Raw genomic sequence first — 13,387 nt, 5'->3', positions numbered from 1 at the left:
GCTGGAGGCGGCCATCGAGCACGTGCGCTCGGCCATCGACGACCTGGTGGAGCGGGGCGACAAGATCGGCACCAGCGAGTCGCGCGAGGTGCTGGAGACGGTCCGCATGTTCGCCCACGACAAGGGCTGGCTGCGGCGGATGCGGGAGGCCGTGGTCTCCGGGCTGACGGCCGAGGCCGCCGTGGAGCGGGTGCAGTCCGACAACCGCGCCCGGATGATGCGCCAGAGCGACCCGTACCTGCGCGACCGCCTGCACGACCTCGACGACCTCGCCAACCGCCTGCTGCGCCAGCTCATCGGCCACGAGGCCGCGGGCGGCGGCGGCCTGCCGGAGAACGCGATCCTGGTGGCGCGCTCGATGGGGCCGGCGGCGCTCCTCGACTACGACCACACGCAGCTGCGCGGCGTCGTGCTTGAGGAAGGCGGCCCCACCAGCCACATCGCCATCGTCGCCCGGGCGCTCGGCATCCCCGCCGTCGGCGAGGTCGAGAACGCCACCGCCCTGTGCGATGCGGGCGACGCCATCATCGTGGACGGCGTCGGGGGCGAGATCCAGATCCGGCCCGGCCCCGAGATCGAGGCGGCCTATGCCGAGATGGTGCGCCTGCGCGCCCGCCGGCAGGAGCAGTACCGGGCCCTGCGCGACGTGCCGGCGACGACCCGCGACGGGGTGCGCATCGGCCTGCACCTCAATGCGGGGCTGCTCGTCGACCTCACGCACCTGCAGGAGACGGGGGCGGAGGGCATCGGCCTGTTCCGGACCGAACTGCAGTTCATGGTGGCCCAGCGCATGCCGTCGGCGGCCGAGCAGCAGGCCCTCTACCGGGCCGTGTTCGCCGCGACCGGCGACAAGCCGGTCACGATCCGCACGCTCGACATCGGCGGCGACAAGATCCTCCCCTACATGCGCAAGCTGGAGGAGGAGAACCCGGCGCTGGGCTGGCGCGCGATCCGGATCGGCCTCGACCGCCCGGCCCTGCTGCGGGTGCAGCTGCGCGCCCTGCTGAAGGCCGCCGGCGGCCACCCCCTCAAGATCATGTTCCCGATGGTGGCGACCGTGGACGAGTTCGTCCGGGCCAAGGCCATCGTCGACCGCGAGAAGGCGCACCTGCGCCGCCACAACCATCCCCTGCCGAGCGAGTGCCGCCTCGGGGCGATGATCGAGGTGCCCTCGCTCCTGTTCCAGATCGACGAGATCGCCCAAGTCGCCGACTTCCTCTCGGTCGGCTCGAACGACCTGATGCAGTTCCTGTTCGCCGTGGACCGGGAGAACCGGCGCGTGGCCGACCGCTTCGACCCCCTGTGCGCCGCCGCCGTCCGGGCCTTCCGCCTGATCGCCGAGCGCGCCAACGCCGCCGGCTGCCCGGTGACCGTCTGCGGCGAGATCGGCGGACGGCCGCTGGAGGCCATGGCGCTGATCGGGATGGGGTTTCGCGACCTCTCGATGTCGCCCGCCTCCATCGGCCCGGTCAAGGCGATGGTCCTGAGCCTCGACGTGGCCGCGATCACGGAGCTGATCGAGACCGAGATGGCGCGGGCGAGCGACGGGGTGAGCCTGCGCCCGGCGCTGACGGCCTTCGCCAAGGCGCAGGGCGTGCCGATCTGATACCGGCGGGCGGCCGGGCCGCCCCATTGTCTGCCGCCCCGAGAGAGTGCGCGCCTGCGCCAGCGTTTCAGAGTATCACCCGCGCGATGATCCCATTTCCTCCCGATCGCCTCGACGCCATCCTGGTGCGCCACGACATCGTCACCGCGACGCTTGGCGCGCCCTCGATCGACGCCGAGACCGTGGTGCAGCTCTCGCGCGAGCTGTCGGACCTCGATCCCGTCGTCGCCGGAATCCGCGCCTACCGGGCGGCGGCCGGCAACTTGGCGGACGTGGAGGCGCTGATCGACGAGCCGGGCGGCGACCCGGAGATGCGGGCGCTCGCCGCCGAGGAGAAGCCCGAGGCCGAGGCCGCCCTGGAGCGCGCCCACCGCGACCTGCAGCTCATGCTGCTGCCCAAGGACGCGGCCGACGAGAAGAGCGCCATCCTCGAAGTCCGCGCCGGCACCGGCGGGGACGAGGCCGCCCTGTTCGCGGGCGACCTGTTCCGGATGTACGCCAAGTACGCCGAGTCCAAGGGCTGGCGCGTCGAGGTGATCTCGGAGAGCGAGGGCACGGTCGGCGGCTATCGCGAGGTCGTGGCCGAGGTGAAGGGCCGCGGCGTCTTCGCCCGGCTGAAGTTCGAGAGCGGCGCCCACCGGGTCCAGCGGGTGCCCGACACCGAGACGCAGGGGCGCATCCACACCTCGGCGGCCACCGTGGCGGTGCTGCCCGAGGCCGAGGAGGTGGACATCGTCGTCAACGATGCCGACCTGAAGATCGACACCATGCGGGCGCAGGGCGCCGGCGGCCAGCACGTCAACAAGACGGAATCGGCCATCCGCATCACCCACCTGCCCTCGGGCATCGTGGTGTTCGTCCAGGAGGAGCGCTCGCAGCACAAGAACCGGGCCCGCGCCATGACGCTGCTGCGGGCCAAGCTCTACGACGCCGAGCGGAGCAGCAAGGACGCCGTGCGCGCCGCCGACCGGAAGGCACAGGTCGGATCGGGCGACCGCTCGGAGCGCATCCGCACCTACAACTTCCCCCAGGCGCGGGTGACCGACCACCGCATCAACCTCACCCTCTACAAGCTGGAGGAGGTGCTGGCCGGCACCGCCCTCGACGAACTGGTCGACGCCCTCGTCACCGAGCACCAGGCGGAACTGCTCGCGGCCGAGGGCATGGCGTGAGGCCGCGTGCCGCCTGACTTCGACGCCGGCCTGTCGCGCCGGGCCGCCCTCGACCGCGCAGTCGCGATCCTGCGCGCGGGCGGGGTGGAGGGGGCCGGCGACGCCCGCTTCCTCGTCCTCGGAGCGCTCGGCCTGCGCGCGGTCGACCTCGCCCTCGCGAGCGACGCCGCCATCGGCGCGCCGGGCGCGGCCGCGCTGACGGATGCCCTGCGGCGGCGGCTCTCCGGCGAGCCCGTCGCCCGCATCCTCGGGGAATGGGAGTTCTGGGGGCTGCCGTTCCGGCTCTCCCCCGCGACCCTGGTGCCGCGCCCGGACACGGAGACCGTGGTCGAGGCCGCGCTCCGCACGATCCCCGACCGGAACGCCCCCTTGCGCATCCTCGACCTCGGCACCGGCTCCGGCTGCATCCTGGTCGCGCTCCTGAGCGAGTTGCCGCGGGCCTACGGCCTCGGCCTCGACCGCTCGGCGGACGCCCTGGACACCGCCCGCGCCAACGCCCGCGCCAACGGCGTGGCTGCGCGCGCCGGCTTCGTGGCGGGCGATTGGTGCGCGCCGCTGGGCAGGCCCTTCGACCTCGTGGTCTCGAACCCGCCCTACATCGCGAGCGCCGTGATCGCGGGGCTTGCCCGCGAGGTGCGCGCGCACGACCCCATGGCCGCCCTCGACGGGGGGGCGGACGGGCTCGACGCCTATCGCCGCATCCTCACGGGCCTCGGCCGCGGCCTGCTCACGGACGGGGGGCGCCTGCTGTTCGAGGTCGGCTTCGACCAGGCCGAGGCCGTGGCCGGGCTCGGGCGCGCCTCCGGACTTGCGCCAGGGGGCATCACGCGGGATCTGGCGGGCCATGCCCGCGTCGTGGCGCTCGCACGGGCGCCCGTGCGTGCCGCGGATGCATCACCTGGAGAAAATGCTTGTTGAGCCGGCCCCGAACCGCTAACGTCGGCTTGAAGATCGCGGACGTTCCTTTAACACGGGCGGCTATAAGGTCGGCAACGATCACCTTCGCCGAGACGTTCGCCGACTTCCTCACCACCGGGCAAGCGCGTCTCCCACGGCCTACGCGGCGATCCGGTGACACTCGAACCTGACAATCGACTGGCGTCCTGGACGCGAGCGTGAGCCCCGAGGGATCGGGACAGGCAGCCGGCAGGCGGGCACATCGCCGAGATCATCGCTGCGGATCGGCCACGGCCACTCGCCGGGACACGTCCTGCCGCGAAGACCGACGGAGGATCGCTCCGAACGCCCGTCGCATCACCAGACGCGCAGGCAGCGCGAACGAGGGTCATTCAAGACCGATGAGACCAAACCAGAATCGACGGATGCGCGGCCGCAACCGGCCGAAAGGCCCCAATCCCCTGACCCGTTCCTACGAATCGAACGGCCCCGACGTCAAAATCCGCGGCACCGCCCAGCACATCGCCGACAAGTACGCGCAGCTCGCACGCGACGCGCAGGCGGCGGGCGACCCGGTCGCGGCCGAGAACTACTTCCAGCACGGCGAGCATTATTTCCGCATCATCTCCGGCGCGCAGGAGCAGAACCGTCCGCAGGGCGGCACCTACGCCCGCTCCGGCTTCGACGACGACATGGACGACGGGGACGACGACGGCCAGGACGGCCAGGGCTACAACGGCTACGCGGATCACCAGGGCGACCCGGCCCAGCAGCCCCAGCCCTACGATTCCCGCCCCGACGCCCAGCAGGACGTGCGCCAGCAGCAGGACCCGCGCCAGGGCCGGGACCAGCAGCGGCGCGACCGGTTCCAGAACCGGAACGACCGCCCCCGCTTCGACAACAACCAGCGCTTCGACAACCAGGGGCGCCAGGACCAGGGACGCCAAGACCAAGTGCGTCAGGACCAAGTGCGTCAGGACCAGGGCCGGCCCGAATACGGGCGGCAGGACTACCAGCGCCAGGACGGCCCGCGGCAGGACAATCCGCGGCAGGACAATCCGCGCCAGGATAACCCGCGACAGGACGGCCAGCGCCAGGACAATCCGCGCCAGGATAACGCACGCCAGGACGGTCCGCGGCAGGATTACGGCCGGCAGGACTACGTCCCCCGCCAGGATCAGCGGGCCGAGCAGCCGCGGGCCGATTACGGCCGCGAGAACCGCTACGAGAACGGGCGCGCCGAGCCGCCGCGCAGCGAGCCGCGGGCCGAGCGCCGGCCGGAGTTCCGCGCGGAGGCCCCGCCGCGCCAGACCGAGGGCACGTCCCGCCGCGGCCGCCGCGAGGACAGCGCACAGCCCGTCGCCGAGGAGACGGCCGCCCTCCCGGCCTTCCTGATGACGCCGGTCCGCACGGCCCCCGTGGCCGAGGCCGCCCCCGAGGTGCCGGCACCCGCCGCGCCGAAGGCGGCCGCCGCGGCACCGGAGGCCGAGGCCGAGGCGCCCGCCCCCAAGCCCCGCCGCCGCCGCCGTCCGCGCTTCGAGGGCGTGGAGGGTGCGCCCGAGGGTGGGGCCGAGAAGGCTCCGGCCGACAGCACCGAATAGAGGCCCGCAACGCCGCAAGAACCAAGACGCCGCCCCGGACCTCCGGGGCGGCGTCTTTTTTTGCCGTCGATCGTTTGCCGCTTCAGGCGGCCTCGACCTCGGCGCGGGCCGACCGCCCGGCGAGGCCCGGCAGCGCGCGGGCGGCGACGCAGGCCAGGGTGGCGAGGCCGAGGACGAGGCCGAAGGAGAAGCCGGTGGCGCCCATCGCCGGCCGCAGCAGGGCGGTGGCGGGGGCGGCGATCAGCAGCCAGCGCTCGTAGGCGCGCAGGCCGCCGGCCCGGTGGGCGGCGATCGCGAGCAGCATCGTGGCCGGCACCAGGGGCGCGAGGTCGTAGAGGGGGACGTAGGGCGAGATCATCGGCGCGGCGGAGAGCAGCGCGGCGGTGCGCAGCGCCGGGTCGGCGCAGACCGTCCAGGCCCGCCAGGCGAACCAGATCGCGAGCCCGCTCACGGCGACCTGGAGGGCCCAGGCCGCCTCCATCGAGCCGCCGGCGAGCCGCACCGCACCGAAGGCGCTGGCGTTGATGTCGAGGCCGGCTGCGGCGTTCCGGAGGATGATGCGGTTGGTCTGGGCCAGGGTGTCGAGGAAGCCCTGCCAGGGCGCCCAGCCGAAGGCCGCGAGCGAGGCGAGGCAGAGGGCGAGCACCGTCACGATGCAGGCCGCCAGCGCCTGCCGGCGCCCGGTGACGAGGAGCAGGAGCGGGGCGAGGCCCGCGAGCTGCGGCTTGTAGGCGACGAGGCCGAAGCAGAGGCCGGCGAGCCACGGCCGACGATCGACCAGCAAGGCGCCGAGGGTCAGCAGGCTCGCGGTGAACAGGCCGTTCTGGCCGTAGGTGAGGTTGCAGAACACCAGGGGGTGGGCGAGCCCGATCATCACCGCGTCGCCCCGGCCGGAGGCGAGGCGCAGGGTCAGGGCGAAGAGCCCCAGCGAGAGGGCCGTCCAGAGCAGGAACGCTCCTTGCGGCGGCAGGAGCGCCATGGCGGCGGCCGGCAGCAGGAACACCGGCGGGTAATGCCAGGCGAAGCGGCAATCGGGCCCGAAGGCGGCCTTGAGGTTTTCGAGGTGCACCGGCAGGTCGTAGGGCTCGCCCGCCCGGCCCTGGAGGGCGCTGGTGCCTGCGACCCAGACCTGGGTGAAGTCGCTGCCGAGCATGTCGCCCAGCCAGTTGCGCTGCGGCTCCGGCCCGGTGCCGAAGACCACGAACACGATCCCCAGGGTCAGCGGCACGAGCCAGAGGGCGGCCAGCCGCGCGAGGCGCAGCAGCCGGGCGTCGCTGCCCAGCATGTCCGACAGGTCCGCCCAGAGGGAAGCGGGACGCGCGGCCGGACCCGATGACGCGCCCATGGACAAGACCTTCGAGGGAACCCGCAAGCCTTGAGGATAGGCCGGCCCGGTTCCGAGGCGGTTAACGCAGCCGCCCCGCAATCCCTCGGGCCTCAGCCCGCGCGCAGTTCGTCCTCCAGAAAGGCCCGGACCTCGGCCCCGTCGATGCCGGGTGCGATGAAGCTCTGGCCGATGCCGCGGGCGAGGATGAAGGTCAGCGCGCCGTCCTTCACCTTCTTGTCCTGGCTCATGGCCTCGAGGAGGGCCTCCGCACTGCCGCAGCCGCCCGGCACGGCCTGCAGGGTCGTGGGCAGGCCGACCATCGCCAGGTGGTTGGCGACGCGGCCCGCATCCTGGCCGGCGCAGAGGCCGAGCCGGGCCGAGAAGCGGAAGGCAAGGGCTAGGCCGATGGCGACGCCCTCGCCGTGGACGAGGCGGGCGGAATCGTAGGCCGTCAGGCGCTCCAGGGCGTGGCCGAAGGTGTGGCCGAGGTTCAGGAGCGCCCGCTCGCCGTCCTCGCGCTCGTCGCGCACCACCACGCCGGCCTTGGCCCGGCAGCAGGCGGCCACCGCGTCGTCGCGCGCGGCCCCCCCGTCGAAGATGCCGCGCCAGTTCGCCTCGCACCAGTCGAAGAAGCCGGCATCGTCGATGAGGCCGTACTTGGCCACCTCCGCGTAGCCCGCCCGCATCTCGCGCGCCGAGAGGGTGTCGAGGGTGCTCGTGTCGGCGAGCACGAGGCGGGGCTGGTGGAAGGCGCCGATCAGGTTCTTGCCGTGGGGCGAGTTGATCCCGGTCTTGCCGCCGACCGAGGAATCGACCTGGGCCAGCAGGGTGGTGGGCACCTGCACGAAGCGCACGCCCCGCCGGAGGGTGGCCGCCGCGAAGCCGGCGAGGTCGCCGACCACCCCGCCGCCGGCTGCCACGACGAGGTCGCCCCGCTCCACCTTGTGGGCGAGCAGCCCGTCGCAGACCGCGGCGTAGGTCGCGTAGGATTTCGAGGCCTCGCCCGGCGCCACCGCGACCACGCCCGAGCGCAGGCCCGCCGCCTCCAGGGCCTCGCGCAGCCGCGCGCCGTAGAGTCCGGCCACGGTCTCGTCGGTGACGATCACCGCGGCCCTGGCGCCGAGGGCGGCCACCCGCGCGCCGGCCCTGTCGATCAGGCCGCGCCCGATCAGGATGTCGTAGGCGCGGCCCTGGTCCAGGGGCACGTGGACGGTGAGGTGGGACATGGAGTGCCGGATCATTGGGCTGCGACCGCGTGGGGGGCCGGCGGCTCGAAGTGCCGGTCGAGGGCTTCGAGCACGTCCTGCACCACGCGGTCGTGGGAGACGTCGCGGGAGAGCACCACCACGTCGGCCAGTCCGTAGGTCGGGTGCCGGGCCTCAATCAGGCCGCGCATGGTCGCCTCCGGGTCCTGGGTTTCGAGCAAGGGGCGGTTGCCGCGCTTGCGCACCCGCCGCATCAGCACGTCGAGCTCGGCCTTGAGCCAGACCGAGACGCCGGCCTCCCCGACGCGGGCGCGGGTCGACTCGCGCATGAAGGCGCCCCCGCCGGTCGCGAGCACCAGGGGTCCGGCCCGCAGCAGGCGGGAGATGACGCGCTCCTCCCCATCGCGAAAGCTCGGCTCGCCGTAGATGGCGAAGATGTCGGGGATGGTCAGCCCGGCCGCCGCCTCGATCTCGATGTCGGCGTCCTTGAAGATCAACCCGAGGCGGCTGGCGAGGCGCCGGCCCACGGTGCTCTTGCCCGCCCCCATCAGGCCGACGAGGACGATCGACCGGGCTCCCAGGGCCCGGCGCAGGCGCGCTTCGATCGGTTCGCCTGACTCAGGCTCGGTCATCGGACGTGTCTCAGGGCCGTGCCCCGATCCGGTCGGATCGGAGCCCGGCTCTCTCCTCTTGGTCTCTCGCGCGTTCCCACGACGAAGTGGTCGCGGCGCGGGCATCGACGGCGCGGCGCGCGGCATGGGAGGGTCTTAACGCGTTTCCCCGTTCGCGTGAAACGCACATATCTCCGGTCCACCGGCAAGCGGGAAGCGGGCGCCTGTGGCATCGCCGGCCTTGCCATCGCCTTGATGGCATGGTGGAAACCATCTCGCCCACACAACTTGGCCGTGCCGGCCTCGCCGCACCCCGATTTTCCTGCGCCCTGCCCGCGCCCTGCCCGATCGAGGTTCGCCCGACGTGCCGACCCTGTTCCGTTTCTTCGCAACCCTCGCGATCCTGGCGGGCCTGGTCTTTGCCGGCATGTTCGCGCTGGCGACCTTCGTCCAGCCGACGCCGCGGGAGATGAGCGTGACGATCCCGGCCTCCAAGCTCCAGCCGGGCGCGCGGTGACGGAGGCCGGCCGGCCGGCCGAGGCCGCGCCCGAAGTCGCGGCCTATCTCGACATGCTGGCGGCCGAGCGGGGGGCTGCCGCCAACACGCTCTCCGCCTACCGGCGCGACCTGTCCGACTACCTCGCCCATCTCGGCGCGGCGGGGATCGACCCGGCCGAGGTCGAGGCCGGGACCCTGCGCGCCTACGTCGCCGGGCTGGAGAGCCGCGGACTCAAGGCGGCCTCGGCCGCCCGCCGCCTCTCCTGCATCCGCGGCTTCCACAAGTTCCTCTACGCCGAGGGTCTGGCCGAGGGCGACCCGAGCGCGCCGGTCTCCGGCCCGCGCCGGGGCCGGACCCTGCCGAAGGTGCTCTCGGTGGCGGAGGTCGACCGGCTCCTCGCGGTCGCCCACGAACGGGCCGGCGCGGCGGACGCGGAACCGGGCGAGGCCCGCCGGGCCCGGCGCATGGTCTGCCTGCTCGAACTCCTCTACGCCACGGGCCTGCGCGTCTCGGAGCTGATGGCACTGCCCCGCTCGGCCGCCACCGGCCGGGAGCGCTACCTGATGGTGCGGGGCAAGGGCGGGCGCGAGCGCCTCGTGCCCCTGACCGAGATGGCGCGTGCGGCGATGCGCGAGCACCTCTCCGGGGTGCCCGACGACGCCGCGTGGCTGTTTCCGGCCGACAGCGAGAGCGGCCACCTCACCCGGCAGGCCTTCGCCCGCGACCTGAAGGCGGCGGCGATCGCGGCGGATCTCCGCGCCGACCGGGTCAGCCCGCACGTCCTGCGCCACGCCTTCGCCAGCCACCTCCTCCAGAACGGCGCGGACCTGCGCATCGTGCAGGAACTGCTCGGCCACGCCGACATCTCCACGACCCAGATCTACACCCACGTCCTCGACGAGCGCCTGAAGGGCATGGTCCGCGACCTGCACCCGCTGATGGACGAGTAACGGCCCGCGCGCCGCCCGCCGAGGCGGGCGGCGCACGATCCTGAAACAAAGAATCAGACGGCGGCGACGTCCACGTGGATGTTGCCGCGGGTGGCGTGCGAGTAGGGGCAGACCACGTCGGCGCGCTTCACGATGTCGGCGGCCTGGGCGTGGTCGAGGCCCGGCAGGCTGGCCTTGAGGCCCACGGTGAGGCCGAAGCCGGTGCCGTCGTCGCGCTTGCCGATGCCGACCGTGGCCTCGACCTTGGAATCCTCGGCGATCTTCACCTTGTCCTGGCTGGCGACGAACTTGATCGCGCCGAGGAAGCAGGCCGCGTAGCCGGCGGCGAACAGCTGTTCGGGATTGGTGCCGGGGCCGCCGTTGCCGCCGAGTTCCTTCGGGGTGGCGAGGCCGACGGAGAGCCGGTCGTCGTTCGAGCCGGCGGAGCCTTCGCGGCCGCCGGTGGCGTGGGCGTGGGCGGTGTAGAGAGCCTGCATGATGTCCTCCGGGTACAGGTTCGGGCGCGGGCGGGATGCCTCGCACCGGCGTGCAAGCCAATACCCGATCCCGCACGCGCATACAATTTCCTATTGCGCACAATTGATATGCGCGCGGGGCCGGACTCCGGGGTGATCGTCCGACGCCGCTCCCGCGAGGTCCGGGCGCGGTCGCGCGATCGTCCGGGGGCGAATTCGTTGTGCGGAGGCGGGCGCTTGGCTACACTATTGCTTGACCTCACCGTCACGCGGGCCGACTCGGGCCGCGGTCAGGAGTCGATCGTATGTCAGGCCGGCCCATCCCGCAGGTGCGGGCGCCGAGGAAGATCGCGTTGCCGGACGACGGGCGGCCGGAGCGGGACGCCGCCGACGCGCAGCGCCTCGACAACCAGCTGTGCTTTGCCGTCTACGCGGCGGCGCACGCCTTCGGCCGGGCCTATCGCAGCCTGCTCGGCCACCACGACCTCACCTATCCGCAATACCTCGTCCTGCTGGTCCTCTGGGAGGAGGACGGGCTGACGGTGAAGGAGATCGGCACGCGGCTGTTCCTCGATTCGGGAACGCTCACGCCGCTCCTGAAGCGGCTGGAAGCCTCGGGCCGGGTGCGCCGGGCCCGCGACAGGGTGGACGAGCGCCAGGTCAGCATCTTCCTGACGGAGGGCGGCCAGGCGCTGCGCGAGGAACTCGCCTGCATCCCGGACCGGGCCGGCGGCATGACGGGCTTCGACCTGGAGGGCCGGCGCGCTCTCCTCGACCACCTCGTCAACCTGCGCGCCGGCCTGCACGACGGCGCCGGCACCTGAGAGCGGCGGGACCGCGCCATACGAAAAGGCCGCCCCCGCGGGTGCGGAGACGGCCTCGGGACGTGTCAGGCAGGACGCCGTACGGCGCGGATCAGGTCTTGGTCTTGAGGTAGGCGATCACGTCGTCGACCTTCTTGGGGTCCTTGAGGCCGGGGAAGACCATCTTGGTGCCCGGGACCTTCTTCTTGGGGTCCGTGAGCCACTCCTTCAGGTTCGCCTCGTCCCAGGTGATCCCGGACTTCTTCATCGCGTCGGAGAAGGCATAGCCGTCGGCGCCCTCGCCCGCCTTGGAGCCGACCACGCCCTTGAGGGTCGGCCCGACGCCGTTCTTCTCGAAGTTGTGGCACGCCTTGCAGGGCGCGAACGCCTTCTCGCCGGCCGCCGCATCGCCTTCCGCCTGGGCGGCGACGGGCAGGATCAGCGCGAAAGCGGCGCCGAGGATCAGATGACGCATCAAGTTTCCTCCATTGTAACGGCATCAGCCGCTGGGCTTATGGCAGAGCTTTTGGACTTAGAACAGGTCGAGGGTACAAACTCACACACTCTGGATTCGATCCCTGCGGCAGGGCATCCGGTACGATGCCGCAGGGTGCGGGAGGCGCGCGTTTCGGCTAGACCGGGACCGAGCCGGACCGCCGCTCGGACCCCTTCGATCGTTGACGGAGGGCGGCTGAGCGCAGGCTGAAGCACGCCCTCAGGGGCCCTTCAGCCGGACGCGCCGCAGAAGGAGGGCCAACGCCATGTCGATCCGCTTTCCCGACCCCGACCCGGACATCCTCGCCCGGCGCGATGCCATCATCGAGGGCCTGCGGCCCCTGGTGGCCCCCGAGGCCCTGGTGACGACGGAGGACGAGCGCCGGGCCTTCGAGACGGACGGGCTCACCGCCTACCGCAAGATGCCGCTGGCCGTGGTGCTGCCCTCCACCACGGCGGAGGTCTCGGCCGTGATGGCCTATTGCCACGCCAACGGCGTGCGGGTGGTGCCGCGGGGCGCCGGCACGTCGCTGGCCGGCGGGGCCATCGCGCAGGAGGACGCGATCATCCTCGGCGTCGGCAAGATGACCCGGGTGGTCGACGTCGACTTCGCCGACCGCACGGCCCGCGTCCAGAGCGGGATCACCAACCTCGCCATCTCGGGCGCGGTCGGCCACGAGGGCTTCTTCTACGCCCCCGACCCGTCGAGCCAGCTCGCCTGCACCATCGCGGGCAACATCGCCATGAACTCGGGCGGGGCCCACTGCCTGAAATACGGCGTGACCACCAACAACCTGCTGGGCGTGACCCTGGTGATGAACGACGGCACCGTGGTCGAGATCGGCGGCGGCCACCTCGATTCCGGCGGATACGACCTGCTCGGGCTGATCTGCGGCTCGGAGGGGCAGCTCGGCATCGTCACCGAGGCCACCGTGCGCATCCTGCGCGCCGCGGAAGGCGCGCGGCCGGTGCTGGTCGGCTTCTCGAAGGTCGAGGATGCGGGCGACTGCGTCGCGGCCATCATCGCGGCCGGCATCATCCCCGTGGCGATCGAGTACATGGACCGCGAGGCGATCCTGATCACCGAGGACTTCGCCCAGGCCGGCTACCCGCGCGACGCGGAGGCGATGCTGATCATCGAGGTCGAGGGCTCGGACACCGAGTGCGGGGCCATGCTCGCGCGCATCGAGGCCATCGCGAAGGACTTCCGCCCCACGAGCCTGCGGGTCTCGAAGTCGGAAGCCGAGTCGGCCGCGATCTGGAAGGGCCGGAAATCCGCCTTCGGGGCGACGGGCCGCATCTCCGACTACATCTGCATGGACGGCACCATCCCCACCGGCCAGCTCGGGCCGGTGCTGGAGCGCATCGGCGCGATCTGCGCCGGCCAGGGCCTGCGCGTGGCCAACGTCTTCCACGCGGGCGACGGCAACCTGCACCCGCTGATCCTGTTCGACATCAACAAGCCGGGGGAGCTGCAGAAGGCGGAGGCTGCCGGCGACGAGATCCTCAAGCTCTGCGTCGAGGTCGGCGGCTGCCTCACCGGCGAGCACGGCGTCGGCATCGAGAAGCGCGAGCTGATGCGCTTCCAGTACGCCCCGGTCGACCTCGACCAGCAGATGCGGGTGAAGAACGTGTTCGACCCCGGCTGGCTGATGAACCCGGCCAAGGTGTTTCCGCTGGACGGGCGGGTGACGGGGTGAATGCGGAGCGGTCACCACTCCGGTCGGCCGATCGGGAGCGTTGTGTTTTGCCCACAGCGCTCCCAA

General features: G+C 72.4%; 13 protein-coding genes. 8 read left to right on the top strand and 5 right to left on the bottom strand.

The features are described from left to right. The 4 genes from ptsP to COGEMETH_RS01725 all read left to right on the top strand — a co-directional run. The coding region (ptsP, locus tag COGEMETH_RS01740; protein WP_238180899.1) for a phosphoenolpyruvate--protein phosphotransferase at positions 1-1,606 on the top strand (1,606 nt) is incomplete at its 5' end. Between the two features lie 86 nt (positions 1,607-1,692). Continuing rightward, on the top strand, positions 1,693-2,778 hold the full coding sequence (gene prfA / locus COGEMETH_RS01735) for a peptide chain release factor 1 (RefSeq protein ID WP_238180898.1): 1,086 nt from the start codon (positions 1,693-1,695) through the stop codon (positions 2,776-2,778). Positions 2,779-2,784: 6 nt separating this feature from the next. Continuing rightward, positions 2,785-3,696 carry a peptide chain release factor N(5)-glutamine methyltransferase gene (gene prmC, locus COGEMETH_RS01730; RefSeq protein ID WP_238180897.1) on the top strand — a complete coding sequence of 304 codons (912 nt, stop codon included), beginning with the start codon at positions 2,785-2,787 and terminating at the stop codon, positions 3,694-3,696. Positions 3,697-4,100: 404 nt separating this feature from the next. Next, positions 4,101-5,276: a DUF4167 domain-containing protein gene (locus tag COGEMETH_RS01725; protein ID WP_238180896.1), complete on the top strand. Its 1,176-nt coding sequence runs from the start codon at positions 4,101-4,103 to the stop codon at positions 5,274-5,276. Between the two features lie 82 nt (positions 5,277-5,358). Here the strand turns inward: COGEMETH_RS01725 and COGEMETH_RS01720 are convergent, their stop codons facing one another. From COGEMETH_RS01720 to COGEMETH_RS01710, 3 genes are all read right to left on the bottom strand, one after another. Next, positions 5,359-6,561, bottom strand: a complete 1,203-nt coding sequence (locus COGEMETH_RS01720; protein WP_238180895.1) for a glycosyltransferase family 87 protein — start codon at positions 6,559-6,561, stop codon at positions 5,359-5,361. Positions 6,562-6,713: 152 nt separating this feature from the next. Next, a complete protein-coding gene (gene aroB / locus COGEMETH_RS01715; RefSeq protein ID WP_238180894.1) occupies positions 6,714-7,829 on the bottom strand; it encodes a 3-dehydroquinate synthase in 1,116 nt (371 codons plus the stop codon). Positions 7,830-7,840: 11 nt separating this feature from the next. Further along, on the bottom strand, positions 7,841-8,440 hold the full coding sequence (locus COGEMETH_RS01710) for a shikimate kinase (RefSeq protein ID WP_238180893.1): 600 nt from the start codon (positions 8,438-8,440) through the stop codon (positions 7,841-7,843). Between the two features lie 343 nt (positions 8,441-8,783). Here COGEMETH_RS01710 and COGEMETH_RS01705 point away from each other — a divergent pair, with 343 nt between their 5' ends. Next, positions 8,784-8,936, top strand: a complete 153-nt coding sequence (locus COGEMETH_RS01705) for a histidine kinase (RefSeq protein WP_238180892.1) — start codon at positions 8,784-8,786, stop codon at positions 8,934-8,936. Then, positions 8,933-9,868 carry a site-specific tyrosine recombinase XerD gene (locus COGEMETH_RS01700; protein ID WP_283214946.1) on the top strand — a complete coding sequence of 312 codons (936 nt, stop codon included), beginning with the start codon at positions 8,933-8,935 and terminating at the stop codon, positions 9,866-9,868. The genes COGEMETH_RS01705 and COGEMETH_RS01700 overlap by 4 nt, the downstream gene beginning before the upstream one ends. 53 nt (positions 9,869-9,921) lie before the next feature. On the opposite strand, the gene COGEMETH_RS01695 is transcribed toward COGEMETH_RS01700, so the two are convergent. Further along, on the bottom strand, positions 9,922-10,344 hold the full coding sequence (locus COGEMETH_RS01695; RefSeq protein WP_238180891.1) for an organic hydroperoxide resistance protein: 423 nt from the start codon (positions 10,342-10,344) through the stop codon (positions 9,922-9,924). 284 nt (positions 10,345-10,628) lie between these two features. On the opposite strand from COGEMETH_RS01695, the gene COGEMETH_RS01690 reads away from it, so the two are divergent. Further along, positions 10,629-11,147: a MarR family winged helix-turn-helix transcriptional regulator gene (locus COGEMETH_RS01690; protein ID WP_238180890.1), complete on the top strand. Its 519-nt coding sequence runs from the start codon at positions 10,629-10,631 to the stop codon at positions 11,145-11,147. Positions 11,148-11,238: 91 nt separating this feature from the next. Here the strand turns inward: COGEMETH_RS01690 and COGEMETH_RS01685 are convergent, their stop codons facing one another. Continuing rightward, the gene (locus tag COGEMETH_RS01685) at positions 11,239-11,601 is read right to left on the bottom strand and encodes a c-type cytochrome (protein WP_238180889.1); all 363 of its coding nucleotides are present in this window, start codon (positions 11,599-11,601) and stop codon (positions 11,239-11,241) included. Between the two features lie 286 nt (positions 11,602-11,887). Here COGEMETH_RS01685 and COGEMETH_RS01680 point away from each other — a divergent pair, with 286 nt between their 5' ends. Further along, positions 11,888-13,321: an FAD-linked oxidase C-terminal domain-containing protein gene (locus COGEMETH_RS01680; RefSeq protein WP_238180888.1), complete on the top strand. Its 1,434-nt coding sequence runs from the start codon at positions 11,888-11,890 to the stop codon at positions 13,319-13,321. Positions 13,322-13,387: the final 66 nt, after the last annotated feature.

Origin of the sequence: Methylobacterium trifolii (assembly GCF_022179685.1) — a bacterium.
In the GTDB taxonomy this organism is placed as follows: domain Bacteria; phylum Pseudomonadota; class Alphaproteobacteria; order Rhizobiales; family Beijerinckiaceae; genus Methylobacterium; species Methylobacterium trifolii.
Note: the sequence above shows the minus strand (reverse complement) of the source record. Positions and strands in the feature narration are given on the sequence as shown.

Bases quoted from the DNA above. Each gene is read 5' to 3' on its own strand.
- prfA (WP_238180898.1), top strand. From the start codon at position 1,693: ATGATCCCATTTCCTCCCGATCGCCTCGACGCCATCCTGGTGCGCCAC.
- COGEMETH_RS01725 (WP_238180896.1), top strand. From the start codon at position 4,101: ATGCGCGGCCGCAACCGGCCGAAAGGCCCCAATCCCCTGACCCGTTCC.
- COGEMETH_RS01720 (WP_238180895.1), bottom strand. From the start codon at position 6,561: ATGCTGGGCAGCGACGCCCGGCTGCTGCGCCTCGCGCGGCTGGCCGCC.
- aroB (WP_238180894.1), bottom strand. From the start codon at position 7,829: ATGTCCCACCTCACCGTCCACGTGCCCCTGGACCAGGGCCGCGCCTAC.
- COGEMETH_RS01710 (WP_238180893.1), bottom strand. From the start codon at position 8,440: ATGACCGAGCCTGAGTCAGGCGAACCGATCGAAGCGCGCCTGCGCCGG.
- COGEMETH_RS01695 (WP_238180891.1), bottom strand. From the start codon at position 10,344: ATGCAGGCTCTCTACACCGCCCACGCCCACGCCACCGGCGGCCGCGAA.
- COGEMETH_RS01690 (WP_238180890.1), top strand. From the start codon at position 10,629: ATGTCAGGCCGGCCCATCCCGCAGGTGCGGGCGCCGAGGAAGATCGCG.
- COGEMETH_RS01685 (WP_238180889.1), bottom strand. From the start codon at position 11,601: ATGCGTCATCTGATCCTCGGCGCCGCTTTCGCGCTGATCCTGCCCGTC.
- COGEMETH_RS01680 (WP_238180888.1), top strand. From the start codon at position 11,888: ATGTCGATCCGCTTTCCCGACCCCGACCCGGACATCCTCGCCCGGCGC.